Below are 14,712 nucleotides of genomic sequence, written 5' to 3'. Positions count from 1 at the left end.
TCGGCGCAGGAGCAGGCGTCGGGCCTCGACCAGGTGAACGGCGCCATCAACCAGATGGACCAGGTCACCCAGCAGAATGCCGCCATGGTGGAGGAATCGACGGCGGCGAGCCACGGCCTCGCCCGCGACGCCGAAGCCCTGATGGCGATCATCGGCGGGTTCAAGGTCGGCGTGCCGGCCTCGGCCAACCGCCGGCCGACGCCGGCGCGCGCCTCGGCGTCGCCAGCGCCGGTCGTGGCGCTCAGGTCCACGGGACAGGGCGGGGCCGCCGCCAAGCCCGCCGCGGAAGCGGCGGCCTGGGACGAGTTCTAGAACCGGTGCCGCTCGCCCCGGCTCGCGGCCTTTCGATCGACGGGCCTCCTCACGCGATCGGGGGGCTCCGCCCGATCGCCATCGGCTCCAGCCCGTATCGGGCCGCCGCCGACACGGGCCATCGCGGGCGGGCCCGAAGCCGTCACCCCGGCCCGCTGCCGTTCAGCGGGTTCTCGGGGTCCCAGCCGTAGCGCAGCGTTTCGAACCGCATCGAGCGGGCGTCGACGAGCAGGAGCCGTCCGACGAGGCCCTCGCCGAAGGGCACGATGCGGCGGATGGCTTCCAGCGCCATGAGCGAGCCGACGAGCCCGGTCAGCGCGCCCATGACGCCCGCCTCGGCGCAGGTCGGCACCGAGCCCTCGGGCGGCGGCTCCGGGAACAGGCAGCGATAGGTCGGGTTGGGCCGCCCGTCCGGCCCGGCCTCGTGGGGCGCCAGCACCGTCACGGCGCCGTCGAACGTGCCGACCGACCCCGTGACCAGCGGGCGCCCGGCTCGGAAGCACGCGTCCGAGACCGCATAGCGCGTCCCCCAATTGTCCGAACCGTCGATGACGACGTCGTGGGCGGCGGCGAGCCGCTCGGCATTGTCGGGGGTGATGCGCTCCGGGTGGGTTTCGAGCGTGACGTGCGGGTTCAGCCGGCCCAGGGCTTCGGCGGCCGCCTCGGCCTTGCCCCGGCCGATGTCGCCGGTGGCGAAGAGCACCTGGCGCTGCAGGTTCGACAGCGACACCGTGTCGTGGTCGATCACCCCGAGCGTGCCGACGCCGGCGGCCGCGAGATATTGCAGCACGGGGCTGCCGAGCCCGCCGGCCCCCACCACCAGCACGCGGGCGGCCTTGAGGCGCGCCTGCCCGGGCCCGCCGATCTCCCGCAGCACGATATGGCGGGCGTAGCGCTCGATCTCGTCGCCAGTCAGATTCATGCGCCGACGCCCCCTGCGTCATGGCTCCCTTGGGCCGGCCTCGGAGCCCGTCAGGCCATCGTTGAAGCGAAGCTTCGGTTCAAGCCCGTGAACAGGCTCGCGTCTTCGTGCTGGCGTGTGTCATCAACGGCATGACACAGGCTAGCGGCGCGGTGTCCGGGACGCAAACGGGGCTGAGATGGCGATCGAGGACGGGTCGGCGAAGCCCCCCTTCATGGTGACGTGGCGCGGGGTGGGTTTGGCGCTGGTCCTGGCGGCCGCGGTCTTCGCCGTCTTCTCGTCCGATCCGGGGCTCGACCTCGCCGCCGCCGGGGCCTTCTACGCCGGCGACGGGCGTTTCACCGGCGCGACGCCGTTCGGGGAAGGGGTGCGGCGGGTCTTCTACGCCATCCCGGTCCTGGTGCTGGCCGCCGCGGGCCTCGCCGCCGCGCTGCGGCGTTTCGGCCTCGACGTCCCGGCGCCGAGTGGCCGCGGGCTCGCCGTGCTGGCGCTGAGCCTCGCCCTCGGCCCGGGCCTCCTGGTCAACGTCGCCCTGAAGGACCATTGGCACCGGCCCCGGCCGCTCCAGGTGCGGGAGTTCGGCGGCACCGCGGCCTTCCGGCCCCTGGGGCTGCCGGGCGGCGAGTGCCGGCGCAACTGCTCCTTCGTATCGGGGGAGGGGGCTTCCTCGTTCTGGACCGTGGCTCCGGCCCTGATGGCGCCGCCGGCCTGGCGCGCCGCCGCCCTCGCCGCCGCCCTGGTCTATGCGGGCGCCACGGGCCTGCTGCGCATGGCCTTCGGCGGGCATTTCCTGTCCGACACCCTGCTGGCGGGGCTCTTCACCTGGCTGGTCATCGCCGCCGTCTGGCGCCTCGTCCTCGGCGATCGGAGCCCGCGCGCCCGGCGTTAAACGGCCATTAACCATGTCGAGCGACAGTGCAGTACGGTCAACGTGTCCTTCGGATCCCCGCCATGTCGCCCAACAACCCCTTCCTGCGCAGCCACGACCCCGCGGACCCGGCCGTCCGGGGCGACCGCAGCATCGGCCAGGACCTCGACAACATCTTCCGCCTGACGGCTGCCCAGCCCGCGCCGCAGCAGGCGCCCGACCCGATGCCGGGGCGGGTGCATGCCGCCGGGGCCGAACCCCGCCGCGTCACCCAGCCCGACCTCGACGCGGCGCTCGACATGCTCAACCGCGCCTCCAAGGCCATGGACCTCATGCAGGCCCGCTACCAGCAGGTCGAGGACTATGCCAAGGGCGTCGCCGACCGGGCCGAGAAGGACGTCGCGGTGGCCTATGCCCAGGCGCGCGAGTGGGAAGTCCGCGCCGCCGGCAGCGAAGGCAAGATCGAGGAGTTCCGCGGCCGCGCCGAGGCCGCCGAGCGTCGGGCCGAGGCGGCCGAGCGCAACGCCCGCGAAGCCCGCGACTGGCTCGAATGCTTCTACGACAAGATCGTCACCTCGTTCGACACCCGCAACCTCCTGAAATCGCAGGCCGCCTGATCCTTCGCTCCCGTCCGGGTCGCCCGGCCGGGCCGGGCGCATCCGCTCGTCGAGGCTGCCGGACCACGCCCGGCGGCCCGTCGCGCGTGCTCGGCCGGCTCTCTCGCACGGCCCGACGGCGGCGGTGCGATTTCTCCCGGGCCGAGTAACCTTTCGTCAACCACCCCGCGCCAGACTCTCGAACCGTGGCCCCTCGGGAACGCCGGTTCGGCGACCCGGCCGGGGAGAAACCCGCCGGGCGGCATGAGGCCGTCCGGGATAGACTTCATGGGGACGAGCCGCACGCGGCGTCCCGTCGAAACGGAGAGTCCCGATGACCGAAGCCTCGCTCCTGCGCGCCTTGGCCGACAGCCTCGACGAACTCGAGGCCCTGAAGCATTTCCCCGCCGACGTGACCGACCCCGGCACCGTGACGGTGGAATGGACGGCGAGCAGCGACCATCCCGGCTATGCGGTGCTGAGCCAGGCCATCTCGGCCATGGTGGAGCAGCACTGGAACGCCCTGCGCTCGCAGGTGATCAAGAAGAAGGAATCCGAGGTTTCCGCCACCCGCAAGGAGTGGAGCGAGCTCGCCGCGGCCCCCGCCACCCCCGAAGTGCCGGTGTCGGACAGCCTTTCGGCCGCCATGGCGCCCTCGCGCGTCCAGCTGGTGCAGCGCCAGGCCTGACGCGGGCTCGGGCGCCGGGCGTCTCGCCGCCCGGCCCTCGGTCTCCACCGACGAAAAAGCCGCCCCGAGGGGCGGCTTTTTTGCGATCGACATCGCGGCGCGCGGGACGGTTCGCAGGCGTCCGCACCCGGGATCTCGGTCGGGAGCCGCCGGAGCGGCCGGGCGTCACTGGCGGTAGTGCTGGATCCGGGTCGTGCGCAGGCCGGCCAGCCCGTGCTGGTCGATCGACATCTGCCAGGACAGGAACTCGTCGACCGTGAGCGTGTAGCGCGAGCAGGCTTCCTCGAGCGACAGCAGGCCGCCGCGCACCGCCGCAACAACCTCCGCCTTGCGACGGATCACCCAGCGCTTCGTGGAAGGCGGGGGGAGGTCGGCGATGGTGAGGGGACTGCCGTCCGGCCCGATCACGTATTTCGCCCGAGGGCGATGCATGTCTACCATTGTGTCACTCGCGAACTCGACTCTTGCGAACGATCCGAAGCTAGGCCGGGCAGCTTAAGGTTTGGTCACCTCAACTCCCTGCATTTCAATAGGTTTTTGGTTTCGAACGTGTGAATCGGGCCCGACGACACCTGTGCCAGGACCGGTCCGGCCCAGCTTGCGCGAGCCTTGCCCCTCTAGAGATGCCGCCATTCGGCCGGCATCGGGCGGGATGTCGTGCCGGGTCTCGGGGCTGGATAAAGCCGCCTGGAGGCGTTAGATCAGGCGCCTGTCCAACGAGACTTTCGCGCCGCTGTTGCCGATGCATCACACGTCCCCCCTCAACTCGCTCGACGTCGCCAAGCCGCCAGCCGCGACGCGGGTCGTCGTGGCCATGTCGGGCGGGGTGGATTCGTCGGTGGTGGCGGCACTGCTGAAGCGCGACGGCTACGACGTCGTCGGCATCACGCTGCAGCTCTACGACCAGGGCGAGGGCGCCGCCCGCAAGGGCAGCTGCTGCGCGGGCCGGGACATCCACGATGCCCGGGCGGTGGCGGCCGCGCTCGACATCCCGCATTACGTGCTCGATTACGAGAGCCGGTTCCGCGAGAAGGTGATCGCGCCCTTCGCCGACAGCTATCTCGGCGGCGAAACGCCCATCCCCTGCGTGAGCTGCAACCAGCACGTCAAGTTCGCCGACCTGCTCGACACGGCCCTCGACCTCGGGGCCGACGCCATGGCGACCGGCCACTACGTCGCGTCCCGCGCCCTCGGCGACGGGCGGCGCGGGCTGTTCCGGGCCCGCGAAGCGTCGCGGGACCAGAGCTACTTCCTGTATGCCACCACGCCGGCGCAGCTCGACGTCCTGCGCTTCCCGCTCGGCAGCCTGACCAAGGCGGAAACGCGGGACCTCGCCCGCGGCTTCGGCCTCGCCGTGGCGGACAAGACCGACAGCCAGGACATCTGCTTCGTGCCCACGGGCCGCTACAGCGACCTCATCGCGCGGCTGCGCCCCGAAGCGGGGCAGGGCGGCGACATCGTCGACCTGGCGGGCCGCGTCCTCGGCCGCCATGCCGGCATCATGCACTACACGGTCGGCCAGCGGCGCGGGCTCGGCCTCGCCGAATCGACGGCCGGCAACGGCGAACCGCTCTTCGTGGTCCGGCTCGATGCCGCGCGGGCCCAGGTCGTCGTGGGGCCGCGGGCGGCGCTCGGCACGGCCGCGGTGCGGCTGCGCGACGTCAACTGGCTCGGCGGGGGCGATCCTCCGGCGGAGTGCAGCGTGGCGGTGCGGCTGCGCTCCACCCGGCCGCCCGTGCCGGCCGTGCTGCGCGTTTCGGCGGGCGCCGTCACGGTCGACCTGCTCGCGCCGGAGGGCGGCGTGTCGCCGGGGCAGGCCTGCGTGTTCTACGATTCCATCGCCGACGAGGCCCGCGTGCTCGGCGGCGGCACCGTCACCGCCACGGTGTCGGCGGCGGCGGCGGCGGAAGCCGCCGAGTCCGCCCCCGTGTCGCGGGCCGTCGCGTGACGCCGCCGGACGCCCGCGTCGACGGGCGCGGGGCGGCGCCCCCGGCCGGCAAGGCCGCCATCACCGAAGCCGGGCAGGTGGTCGAGGCCTACGGCCGCTGGGCCCCGGTCTACGACCTCGCCTTCGCGGCGGTGATGCGGGCGGGGCGGGCCGCCGCGGCGGCCGCCGCCAGCGCCGCCGCGGGGCCGGGCGGCCGCATCGTCGATGTCGGCGTCGGCACCGGGCTGGAACTGCCGATGTTCGACCCCGGCGTGCGCCTCACCGGCATCGACCTGTCCGAACCCATGCTGCGGGGCGCGCAGCGGCGCGTCGCGCGCGAGCGGCTCGGCAATGTCGACGGCCTCCTGGTGATGGATGCGACCCGCCTCGCCTTTCCGGACGGGGCCTTCGACGCCGCCGTCGTCCCCTACGTGCTGACCGTCGTGCCCGAGCCGCACCGCATGATGGACGAGATCCGCCGCGTCGTGCGGCCCGGCGGCGAGATCGTGCTGGTCAACCATTTCGGGGCGGAGCGCGGGCCGGTGGCGGGCGTCGAGGCCTTCCTCGGCCGGCACTCCGCCGCGCTGGGCTGGCACCCGCAGTTCCCCTTCGCCGTGCTGGGCGACTGGATCGCGGCGACGCCCGGCATCCGGCTCGTCGAGCGCCGCCGCATCCGGCCCTTCGGGCTGTTCAATCTCGTGCGATTGCGCCTGGCGCCCTGAGGGGCGCCGGGCCGCAATCGGCCGAAACGGGGCCCGGGGCCGGCGGCGCGCTCCCGGCCCGAGCCAGGGAGGAACCGCCATGCTGATCCACGACGCGGCGCGCGAAGCGCATGTGGCGGCCCGCCGTCCCCCGGCGGCGGCCCTCGAGGCGGTGCTGTCCGCCCTGGCGGAGCGGTTCGGCAACCGCTTCTCGCGTAACCGGAGCATCCTCGACCAGCATGCCCACACCCGCACGCAGGTGCGGGCCGAGGCGCCCGACGGCGTCGTCTTCCCGCACAGCACCGCCGAGGTCGCCGAGGTGGTCCGGCTCTGTGCCGCCCAGCGCGTGCCCGTCATCCCCTACGGCACCGGCACGTCGCTCGAAGGCCACGTCAACGCCCCCTACGGCGGCATCTCGATCGACACGTCGGGCATGAACCGGGTGCTGGCCGTGCATGCCGAGGACCTCGACTGCGTGGTCGAGCCCGGCGTCACCCGCAAGGCGCTGAACCAGCACCTGCGCGACCACGGCCTGTTCTTCCCCATCGATCCCGGCGCCGATGCCTCGCTCGGCGGCATGGCGGCCACCCGCGCTTCCGGCACCAGCGCGGTGCGCTACGGCACCATGAAGGACAACGTGCTGGCGCTCGAAATCGTCACGCCGCAGGGCGAGGTGATGCAGACGTCGCGCCGCGCCCGCAAGTCCTCGGCGGGCTACGACCTCACCCGGCTGATGGTGGGCTCGGAAGGGACGCTGGGCGTCATCACCGCCATCACGCTGAAGCTGAGCGGCATCCCCGAGGCCACCTCGGCCGGCATCTGCCCCTTCCCGACCGTGAAGGCCGCCTGCGACGCCACCATCGCCACCATCCAGTCCGGCATCCCGGTCGCCCGCATCGAGCTGCTCGACGCCCTGCAGGTCAGGGCCTGCAACCTTTACTCGCACCTCGGCCTGCCCGAGGTGCCCATGCTCTTCGTCGAGTTCACCGGCACGCCGGCGAGCGTGGCGGAGCAGACCGAGGCCTTCGGGGCCATCGCCGAGGACCTCGGCGGGGGACCCTTCGACTGGGCCACCAAGGCGGAGGACCGTTCGCGGCTGTGGCAGGCGCGCCACGACGTCTACTGGGCCAGCTTCACGCTGCGTCCCGGCGCCAAGATCATCTCGACCGATCTCTGCGTGCCGATCTCGCGCCTCGCCGAATGCGTGACGGCGACCCAGGCCGACATCGCCGAGACGCGGCTCGTGGCCCCGATCGTCGGCCACGTGGGGGACGGCAACTTCCACCTCGGCCTGCTGTTCGACGACACCGATCCCGACGAGATGTCGCGCGTGGACGCCTTCCTCGACCGGCTGGTGCGCCGCGCCCTCGCCATGGAGGGGACCTGCACGGGCGAGCACGGGGTGGGCCAGGGCAAGGCCGGCTACCTGCGCGAGGAGCATCCGCCCGCGGCCCTCGCCATGATGCGCGCCATCAAGCAGGCGATCGACCCGCAGGACATCATGAACCCGGGCAAGATCCTGCCCATCGACGGGTAGGGCGATCGCGCTCGCCGTGCGCGAGGCGGCTGCGTCGTCCGCCGAGGGTGTCCGCAGGATCGTGGCGGTCGGGCCCCCCTACCGTCGGCCCGCCCTCCCCCGATCGCGCGTCAGCCGGTAGAGGACCTGGCGACGGAGCGGATGCCCTTCGGGCACGCGAGGGTGGTCGAAGTCGTCCGACGCGTCGTGCGACATGCCCAGCTTCGACATGACCCGCCGCGACTTCAGGTTGGCCGGGACCGTGTTGGCGACGACCTCCGCCATCTCGACCGCCTCGAAGCCGAAGCGGATGGCCGCCCCCGCGGCTTCCGGAGCGTAGCCGAGGCCCCAGAACGCGCGCGCGATCCGCCAGCCGACTTCCACGGCGGGCGTGAAATGGGCCTCGTAGCCCACCGGCAGGAGGCCCACCGATCCCACGAAGGCGCGATCCGAGCGTCTCTCCACGGCCCAGAAACACAGGCCGTGCTGCTCCATGCGCCCGATCTGGCCGTCGATCCATTTATCGGACGCGTCCCGATGGGTGAGCGGCATGAGGTGCTGCATGACGACGGGATCGGACGACATCTCGGCGAAGGGCTGCCTGTCCGCGTCGGTCCAGGGCCGCAGCATCAACCGCTCGGAAACGATGCCCATGCCGCGGCGCCCCCTCTTCCATTCCACCCGCCATCGCACAGCGAGGCTCCCGTTGTCGATCCGACCCGGATGACGTCCGAGGCCTCGAATTCAGGTCAACGGTGCCGCTTCGCCCTTCTCCCCTCTGGGGAGAAGGTGGCGCGAAGCGCCGGATGAGGGGTGCTGAACGCCACGAAGCGTCGATGCACCGACGGTGCGCGGGGCTCCCCACCCTCATCCGACGCCGCTGCGCGGCGCCACCTTCTCCCGCCAGCGGGAGAAGGGCACTCCCGACGGTCCTTCATAAACCCGAGTTCGAAAGCCTGGGATGCAGTCGCGCAGCCGGCAACCGGGCGTCGATCGTATTCCGAAGCAGGACTCGCGTCATGCGTGTGTTCGTCCTATGGTGCCGCGGGGTCGCGCCCAGCGGCCGGATCGGAGGCGCGGATGGTCGGGGGACGAAACCAGCACGTCGGGGCATCCTCGCGGGAGCCGCGGCCATGACCGGCGCGCCCGGGGTCGACCGGGGCGCCTTCCGGCGCAACCGCGCCGCCAAGACGCTCGCAAACGCGGCCCGGCAGGACCGCTCGTCGCGTACCGCGATCGTGCTCGGGGGCGGTGCCCCCAATGCGTCGCTGATGGCGGGGGCGCTCGCCGCCTTCGTCGACCATGGCGTGACGTTCGACGTCGTCTCGACGTCGGGCGCCGGGGCCCTCATGGGCCTGTTGTGGCTGGCCCCGAAGGGCGCCGCGCCGCGGGACGCGTTGCAGGCCGTCACCACGATGGGGGTGGCGGACGCCATCTACCGGTGGTTCCCGGTCAACTACAAGGTGTTCAACAAGCCCGGCAGCCCCGCGGATCTGTTCCGGGCGGCTCTGGCGCAGAACCCCTTCCTCAAGGTGGATCCGGGCCTCTACGAGAGATGGTCGCCCTATGCCGTCTGGTCCGACCTGCAGGCGCTGGCCCTCGCCACCCTGACGCCCAGCGGCCTCGACGCCGGCAGCCTCGGCCTCTGCGCGCCGCCGCCGTTCCTCGAAGACCTCATCGACTTCGACGCGGTCCGGGCCATCGCGCCCGCCTTCACGGTCAATGCCTACAACATCGATGCGCAGATCATCGACGATTTCGACAAGGCCGTCCTCACGGCGGACCACCTGCGGGCGGCGCTCGCCTTCCCCTTCATCTACGGGCCCTACACGCTGGACGGCACGCGCTACTACGAGGGCGCGGTGGTGGACTGCCTGAACTTCAAGGACCTGGTCGAGACGCATCCGTGCCTCGACAGCGTCGTCGTCTTCGATGTGCTCGGCAGTCCGGACCTCATCAGGATGCCGCGCGATCTCTACGACAGCTGGGTCCTGTCGCTGGTGATCCCACTGGTGAAGACCGCCGAGGACAACCTCGAGCTTTTCGAGCTCAAGCACAGACGCCCGGACCTCGCCATCCACAAGATCGCCTTCGATGTTCCCGAGCGGTTTCTACCGGAGGTGCTGGATTGGTCCGAGTCCAACGCCCGGAGATTGTTCGATATAGGGTACCGGGCGGGGGAAAGTCGGGCAGGGTTCCTCAACGGCAAGGGGTGAGAAGTCGGTCGAGCATTGATGTGCAGCCCTGCCCTGTGTAGCGTCCCCGAAAGTCGAGCGGGGGCGGCGATGGACGTGCGGCATGGGGAGCTTGAGACCGGCGCGCGCCTGCTGGAAGCCCTGGAGGGGGTCGGCGTGCTCGGCGAATGGTCGTTCGACTACGCGACGGGCATGTTCCGGTCGAGCGCAGCCGTCAGCCGCGCCTTCGACATCGCGCCCGACGACGGTCTGCATGGCCTGCCGGTGGAAGTCTACGAGCGCGCGATCCACCCCGCCGACGTCAGCTGGCTGCGGGCGACCCGCGCGGCGGCGCCGGGATGGAGCGGGTTGCGGGTGACGGAGATCCGCGTGACCGACGGCGCCGGCCGGCTGCGCTGGATCATGGTCCGCGGCCGCTTCGTGCTCGGCGACCGGGGCCGGCCGATCCTGGGCTACGGCATCATGCTGGACGTGACGGATTACAACGACAGCGGCGAGCGGCCCTTCGTGACGCCGGCCGCGCCTTTCGTCGACCCGCTCTTCGTCCTGCTGGAAGCGCTGTCCATCGCCTATCGCGCCTCGCGCCAGGTGGCGCAGGCGGCCATCGAGCGCGGCTGCCGGGACCTCCTGTTCCGGACGGCGGAACTGCTCGGCCGCGCCCGGGACAGAACGCTCGACGAGGACACGCCCGCGCGGCGCCGCAAGCGACTGAACTGAAAGCTCGTGCCTGAAGGCCCCCCGAACACCGAGGGAAAGGTCTCGATGCCCCGAGGGGGCCTTCAGGCACGAGATCGGGCGATCACGAACGCCGCGGCCGCCCCCTCCCGCCTCAGTTCTTGCGCGTCGCCGCCCGGCGCAGCGCCTCGGCGAGGGCGCCGCCCGTGGCCGGGGCTTCGCCGCCCCGGGGCGGGTCGGCCCGGGGCGGCGGGGCGGCCGGCCTGCGCGGGTCGGGCGAGGGCCCGCCGGCCCGCTGCGGCCTGGCGGCGCCCGGCTCGTCGTCGAGGCGCAGCGACAGGGCGATGCGCTTGCGCGCCTTGTCGACCTCCAGCACCTTCACCCGCACCACGTCGCCGGGCTTGGCGACCTCCCGCGGATCCTTGACGAAGCTGCGGCTCATCGCCGAGACGTGCACCAGCCCGTCCTGGTGGACGCCGATGTCGACGAAGGCCCCGAAGGCCGCCACGTTGGTGACGACGCCCTCCAGCACCATGCCGGGCAGGAGGTCGCCGATGGTCTCGACGCCCTCCTGGAACGTCGCGGCCCGGAAGGCGGGGCGGGGGTCGCGGCCCGGCTTCTCCAGTTCGCGCAGGATGTCCGTCACGGTCGGCAGGCCGAAGGTGGCGTCGGCGAAGGACCGGGGCTGGAGCCCGCGCAGCACGGCCGCGTTGCCGATCAGCCCGCGCGCGTCGAGCCTGGCGGCGTCGAGCATGCGGCGCACCACCGGATAGGCTTCCGGATGGACGCCGGAGGCGTCGAGCGGGTCGTCGCCGCCGGCGATGCGCAGGAAGCCCGCGCATTGCTCGAAGGCCTTCGGCCCCATGCGGGCCACCTTGCGCAGCGCCTTGCGGGACGGGAAGGGGCCGTTGGCGTCGCGATGCGCCACGATGTTCTGGGCCAGCGCGGGGCCGACCCCGGCGACGCGCGCCAGCAGCGGGGCCGAGGCCATGTTGACGTCGACCCCCACGGCGTTGACGCAATCCTCCACCACCCCGTCGAGCGAGCGCGACAGGCGGCCCTCGTCGATATCGTGCTGGTACTGGCCGACGCCGATCGACTTCGGGTCGATCTTGACGAGTTCGGCCAGCGGATCCTGCAGGCGCCGGGCGATCGACACGGCGCCGCGCAGGGTCACGTCGAGCGTGGGCAACTCCTCCGAGGCATAGGCGGAGGCCGAATAGACCGAGGCGCCGGCTTCCGACACCACGACCTTGGTGAGGCCGAGGTCGGGGTGGCGGCGGACCAGCTCGGCGGCGAGCTTGTCGGTCTCGCGCGACGCGGTGCCGTTGCCGATGGCGACGAGCGCGACCCGGTGCCGGGTGGCGAGCGCTCCCAGCACCGCCAGGGCCTCGTCCCAGCGGCGCTGGGGCTCGTGCGGATGGACGGTCGCCGTCGCCAGCACCTTGCCGGTGCCGTCCACGACCGCGACCTTGGTGCCGGAGCGGAACCCGGGGTCGAGCCCCATCGTGGCGCGGGGGCCCGCCGGCGCGGCGAGCAGCAGGTCGCGCAGGTTGGCGGCGAAGACCCGCGCGGCCTCGGCCTCGGCCGCCTCGCGCAGCCGCGACCTGAGGTCCGTGTCGAGCCGCGGCAGGATCTTGCTGCGCCAGGCGCCCCGCACCGTCTCGGCCATGAAAGCGTCGCCGGGGCGCCCGCGCTGGGACAGGCCGAAGCGCCGCATCACGGCGAGTTCCGGAGCGCTCGGGCCCTTGTGGCCCTCGGGGTCGGGCTCGGCGCGCAGGTCGAGGTCGAGCACCTCCTCGCGCTCGCCCCGGAACAGCGCCAGCACGCGATGCGACGGGAGCTTGGCGGGCGCTTCGGCGAAGTCGAAATAGTCGGCGAATTTGGCGCCGGCCTCGGCCTGGCCCTTCTTCACCTTGGCGACGACGCGCCCGCGCGTCCACACCGCCTCGCGCAGGGTGCCGACGAGGTCGGCATCCTCGCCGAACCGTTCCATGAGGATGGCGCGGGCGCCATCGAGCGCGGCCGCGGCATCCGCCACGCCCTTGCCGGTCCCGGCGAAACCGGCCGCGATCCCCTCGGGCGCGGCGTCGGGGCGGGCCAGCAGCTGGTCGGCGAGGGGTCCGAGCCCGGCTTCGCGGGCGATCTCGGCCCTGGTGCGGCGCTTCGGCCGGAACGGCAGGTAGATGTCCTCGATGCGGGCCCGCGTTTCGGCGCCGAGGATCGCGGCTTCGAGCTCGGGCGCGAGCCGGCCCTGCTCGCGCAGGGACTTCAGCACGGCGGCGCGGCGGTCCTCGAGGTCGCGCAGGCTGCCGAGCCGCTCCTCGAGCCGCCGCAGCTGCGCGTCGTCGAGCGCGCCCGTGGCCTCCTTGCGGTAGCGTGCCACGAAGGGGACGGTGGAGCCCCCGTCGAGCAGCGCCACGGCGGCGGCGACCTGGGCGTCGCGGACGCCGAGCTCGGCCGCGATGCGGGAAACGATGGCGTCGGCCATGGGCGGGAGCCTTTCGATGGTGGAAGCGGGGCGGGCGGGCGGCGTGGGACCGCTTCTAGCGGTGCTGCCCGCCCTCTAGGCTGCCCTGCAGCCCGCCCTGCAGGCCACCCTGCAGGCTGCCCGTGCCCGCCGTGCTGTCGACCCGGAACGCGTGGGCCGGGTAGGTCCCGAGACTGTGGAACTCCCGCGAGAAATACCGCAGCTCGTCGAGCGCGCGCTTCACCGCCGGGTCCTCCGGGTGGCCCTCGACGTCGGCGAGGAACTGCGTCGCGGTGAACTCGCCCTCCACCATGTAGGATTCGAGCCTCGTCATGTTGACGCCGTTGGTGGCGAAGCCGCCGAGCGCCTTGTAGAGGGCGGCGGGCAGGTTGCGCACCCGGAACACGAAGCTCGTCACCACCGGGCCGTTGCCCGCGGCCGGCGTCGCGGGTTCGCGCGACAGCACCACGAAGCGGGTGGTGTTGTGGTCCTCGTCCTCGACGTCCTCGGCGAGGATGTCGAGCCCGTAGATGCCGGCGGCGAGGCGCGGCGACAGCGAGCCGCGGCTGGGGTCGCCCGCCGCCGCCACCTCGCGGGCCGAGCCCGCCGTGTCGCCCGCCACGATGGCCTTCAGCCCCAGCCGACGGATCAGCTTGCGGCACTGGCCGAGTGCGTGGACGTGGCTCTGCACCGTGCGCAGGTCCTCGATCCGCGCGCCCGACACGCCCATCAGCTGGAAATGCACCGGCAGGAAGAACTCGCCGACGATGTGCAGCCCGGCCTTGGGGATGAGCGCGTGGATGTCGGCGACGCGGCCCGCGATGGAATTCTCGATGGGGATCATGGCGAGCGTGGCGCGCTCCTCGAGCACCGCCGCGAAGGCGTCCTCGAAGGTCGGGCAGGGCAGGGGCTCCCAGTCCGGATAGACGGCCTGGCAGGACTGGTGCGAGAAGGCGCCCGGCTCCCCCTGGTAGGCGATGACGTGGTTCATGGGGCCTCCAGCAGGGCACGGGCGCGGGCGAGTTCGGCGGGGTTGTCCACGCCGAGCGGCACCGTGTCCACCACGGCGGCGTCGATGCGGAGCCCGGCCTCGAGCGCGCGGAGCTGTTCCAGCCGCTCGCGCCGCTCCAGCGGGGAGGGCGGCAGGGCCACGAAGCGCCGCAGCGCCGCGCGGCGGAAGGCGTAGAGCCCGATGTGGTGGTGGAGCGGCCCCTCGCCCCAGGGTGCGGTGGCGCGCGTGAAATAGAGGGCGCGCAGCCGCCGCTCGCCGACCGCCGTCCCGACGAGCTTGACGACGGCGGGGTCGGCCCGCTCCTCCTCGCGCCGGATCACGGCCGCCAGCGTGGCCATGGCCACGTCGGGGTCGGCGAGGGGCCCGAGCGCCGCCCCCACGATGCCGGGGTCGAGCGTCGGCATGTCGCCCTGCAGGTTCACCACCACGTCGTGGCGCCCATCGGGGTCCACCGCCTCCAGCGCCTCGTGGATCCGGTCGGTGCCCGACGGGTGGTCGGCGCGCGTCAGGGCCGCCCGCCCGCCCGCCGCCACCACGGCTTCGGCGATGCCGGCGTCGTCGGTCGCCACCAGGACGGGGCCGACATCCGCCTCCATGGCCCGGTGCCACACCTGCACGATCATGGGGAGGCCGCCGATCGGGAGCAGCGGCTTGCCCGGCAGGCGGGTCGCCGCCATCCGGGCCGGGATCAGCACGATGGGGTTCATGGGCCGGACAGCCTCGGGTCTGCGGCGGGCGCCCGCCACCGGGAGGATGTCGAAAAGGCGCGCGGGGCCGCGCTTATACGTGTTGCCAAGCTCAGGGCAAAGTGCCTAATGGGATCAAAGGTG

14 protein-coding genes and 1 pseudogene are annotated in these 14,712 nt (G+C 72.7%); 9 read left to right on the top strand and 6 right to left on the bottom strand.

What is annotated here, in order from left to right; genetic code table 11:
• Positions 1 to 312, top strand: a pseudogene (locus D3272_RS27765) (methyl-accepting chemotaxis protein); the annotation flags it as partial.
• Positions 313 to 454: 142 nt separating this feature from the next.
• On the opposite strand, the gene D3272_RS25330 reads toward D3272_RS27765, so the two are convergent.
• Entirely contained in the window at positions 455 to 1,234 is a 780-nt protein-coding gene (locus tag D3272_RS25330; RefSeq protein ID WP_129222016.1) for a HesA/MoeB/ThiF family protein, read from the bottom strand.
• Between the two features lie 178 nt (positions 1,235 to 1,412).
• Here D3272_RS25330 and D3272_RS25325 point away from each other — a divergent pair, with 178 nt between their 5' ends.
• From D3272_RS25325 to D3272_RS25315, 3 genes are all read left to right on the top strand, one after another.
• Complete coding sequence (locus D3272_RS25325) at positions 1,413 to 2,123, top strand: phosphatase PAP2 family protein (protein WP_129222015.1); 711 nt, start codon at positions 1,413 to 1,415, stop codon at positions 2,121 to 2,123.
• Positions 2,124 to 2,185: 62 nt separating this feature from the next.
• Entirely contained in the window at positions 2,186 to 2,719 is a 534-nt protein-coding gene (locus D3272_RS25320) for a hypothetical protein (protein ID WP_129222014.1), read from the top strand.
• Between the two features lie 313 nt (positions 2,720 to 3,032).
• A complete protein-coding gene (locus D3272_RS25315; protein ID WP_129222013.1) occupies positions 3,033 to 3,386 on the top strand; it encodes a hypothetical protein in 354 nt (117 codons plus the stop codon).
• Positions 3,387 to 3,551: 165 nt separating this feature from the next.
• Here D3272_RS25315 and sciP read toward each other — a convergent pair whose 3' ends face one another.
• Complete coding sequence (sciP, locus tag D3272_RS25310; protein ID WP_129222012.1) at positions 3,552 to 3,827, bottom strand: CtrA inhibitor SciP; 276 nt, start codon at positions 3,825 to 3,827, stop codon at positions 3,552 to 3,554.
• A gap of 301 nt (positions 3,828 to 4,128) precedes the next feature.
• Here sciP and mnmA point away from each other — a divergent pair, with 301 nt between their 5' ends.
• The 3 genes from mnmA (at position 4,129) to D3272_RS25295 (ending at position 7,551) form a co-directional block, all read left to right on the top strand.
• On the top strand, positions 4,129 to 5,334 hold the full coding sequence (gene mnmA / locus D3272_RS25305) for a tRNA 2-thiouridine(34) synthase MnmA (protein ID WP_129222011.1): 1,206 nt from the start codon (positions 4,129 to 4,131) through the stop codon (positions 5,332 to 5,334).
• Positions 5,331 to 6,035 carry a class I SAM-dependent methyltransferase gene (locus D3272_RS25300; RefSeq protein ID WP_342634201.1) on the top strand — a complete coding sequence of 235 codons (705 nt, stop codon included), beginning with the start codon at positions 5,331 to 5,333 and terminating at the stop codon, positions 6,033 to 6,035. The genes mnmA and D3272_RS25300 overlap by 4 nt, the downstream gene beginning before the upstream one ends.
• Positions 6,036 to 6,114: 79 nt before the next feature.
• Complete coding sequence (locus tag D3272_RS25295) at positions 6,115 to 7,551, top strand: FAD-binding oxidoreductase (protein ID WP_129222010.1); 1,437 nt, start codon at positions 6,115 to 6,117, stop codon at positions 7,549 to 7,551.
• A 78-nt stretch (positions 7,552 to 7,629) separates the two neighbouring features.
• On the opposite strand, the gene D3272_RS25290 is transcribed toward D3272_RS25295, so the two are convergent.
• The gene (locus tag D3272_RS25290) at positions 7,630 to 8,184 is read right to left on the bottom strand and encodes a GNAT family N-acetyltransferase (RefSeq protein WP_129222009.1); all 555 of its coding nucleotides are present in this window, start codon (positions 8,182 to 8,184) and stop codon (positions 7,630 to 7,632) included.
• Positions 8,185 to 8,663: 479 nt separating this feature from the next.
• On the opposite strand from D3272_RS25290, the gene D3272_RS25285 reads away from it, so the two are divergent.
• Positions 8,664 to 9,746, top strand: coding sequence for a patatin-like phospholipase family protein (locus D3272_RS25285; protein WP_129222008.1), 1,083 nt, complete (start codon positions 8,664 to 8,666; stop codon positions 9,744 to 9,746).
• A 69-nt stretch (positions 9,747 to 9,815) separates the two neighbouring features.
• A complete protein-coding gene (locus D3272_RS25280) occupies positions 9,816 to 10,442 on the top strand; it encodes a PAS domain-containing protein (protein WP_129222007.1) in 627 nt (208 codons plus the stop codon).
• 112 nt (positions 10,443 to 10,554) lie between these two features.
• Here D3272_RS25280 and D3272_RS25275 read toward each other — a convergent pair whose 3' ends face one another.
• From D3272_RS25275 to D3272_RS25265, 3 genes are read right to left on the bottom strand one after another with little or no spacing between them, the layout of a single operon-like run.
• Positions 10,555 to 12,891 (bottom strand): Tex family protein, encoded by a 2,337-nt coding sequence (locus D3272_RS25275; protein WP_129222006.1) that lies wholly within the window; start codon positions 12,889 to 12,891, stop codon positions 10,555 to 10,557.
• Between the two features lie 55 nt (positions 12,892 to 12,946).
• A complete protein-coding gene (locus D3272_RS25270; RefSeq protein ID WP_129222005.1) occupies positions 12,947 to 13,861 on the bottom strand; it encodes a prephenate dehydratase in 915 nt (304 codons plus the stop codon).
• Positions 13,858 to 14,589 carry a 3-deoxy-manno-octulosonate cytidylyltransferase gene (locus D3272_RS25265; RefSeq protein WP_129222004.1) on the bottom strand — a complete coding sequence of 244 codons (732 nt, stop codon included), beginning with the start codon at positions 14,587 to 14,589 and terminating at the stop codon, positions 13,858 to 13,860. Before D3272_RS25265 ends, D3272_RS25270 begins: the two co-directional genes overlap by 4 nt.
• Positions 14,590 to 14,712: the final 123 nt, after the last annotated feature.

This window comes from Lichenibacterium ramalinae (genome assembly GCF_004137085.1).
In the GTDB taxonomy this organism is placed as follows: domain Bacteria; phylum Pseudomonadota; class Alphaproteobacteria; order Rhizobiales; family Beijerinckiaceae; genus Lichenihabitans; species Lichenihabitans ramalinae.
The sequence above is the reverse complement of the archived record's forward strand: the minus strand, read 5'-3'. Positions and strand labels throughout refer to the sequence as shown.

Bases quoted from the DNA above. Each gene is read 5' to 3' on its own strand.
- D3272_RS25290 (WP_129222009.1), bottom strand. From the start codon at position 8,184: ATGGGCATCGTTTCCGAGCGGTTGATGCTGCGGCCCTGGACCGACGCG.
- D3272_RS25295 (WP_129222010.1), top strand. From the start codon at position 6,115: ATGCTGATCCACGACGCGGCGCGCGAAGCGCATGTGGCGGCCCGCCGT.
- D3272_RS25280 (WP_129222007.1), top strand. From the start codon at position 9,816: ATGGACGTGCGGCATGGGGAGCTTGAGACCGGCGCGCGCCTGCTGGAA.
- D3272_RS25285 (WP_129222008.1), top strand. From the start codon at position 8,664: ATGACCGGCGCGCCCGGGGTCGACCGGGGCGCCTTCCGGCGCAACCGC.
- sciP (WP_129222012.1), bottom strand. From the start codon at position 3,827: ATGGTAGACATGCATCGCCCTCGGGCGAAATACGTGATCGGGCCGGAC.
- D3272_RS25330 (WP_129222016.1), bottom strand. From the start codon at position 1,234: ATGAATCTGACTGGCGACGAGATCGAGCGCTACGCCCGCCATATCGTG.
- D3272_RS25265 (WP_129222004.1), bottom strand. From the start codon at position 14,589: ATGAACCCCATCGTGCTGATCCCGGCCCGGATGGCGGCGACCCGCCTG.
- D3272_RS25270 (WP_129222005.1), bottom strand. From the start codon at position 13,861: ATGAACCACGTCATCGCCTACCAGGGGGAGCCGGGCGCCTTCTCGCAC.
- D3272_RS25315 (WP_129222013.1), top strand. From the start codon at position 3,033: ATGACCGAAGCCTCGCTCCTGCGCGCCTTGGCCGACAGCCTCGACGAA.
- mnmA (WP_129222011.1), top strand. From the start codon at position 4,129: ATGCATCACACGTCCCCCCTCAACTCGCTCGACGTCGCCAAGCCGCCA.
- D3272_RS25320 (WP_129222014.1), top strand. From the start codon at position 2,186: ATGTCGCCCAACAACCCCTTCCTGCGCAGCCACGACCCCGCGGACCCG.
- D3272_RS25275 (WP_129222006.1), bottom strand. From the start codon at position 12,891: ATGGCCGACGCCATCGTTTCCCGCATCGCGGCCGAGCTCGGCGTCCGC.
- D3272_RS25325 (WP_129222015.1), top strand. From the start codon at position 1,413: ATGGCGATCGAGGACGGGTCGGCGAAGCCCCCCTTCATGGTGACGTGG.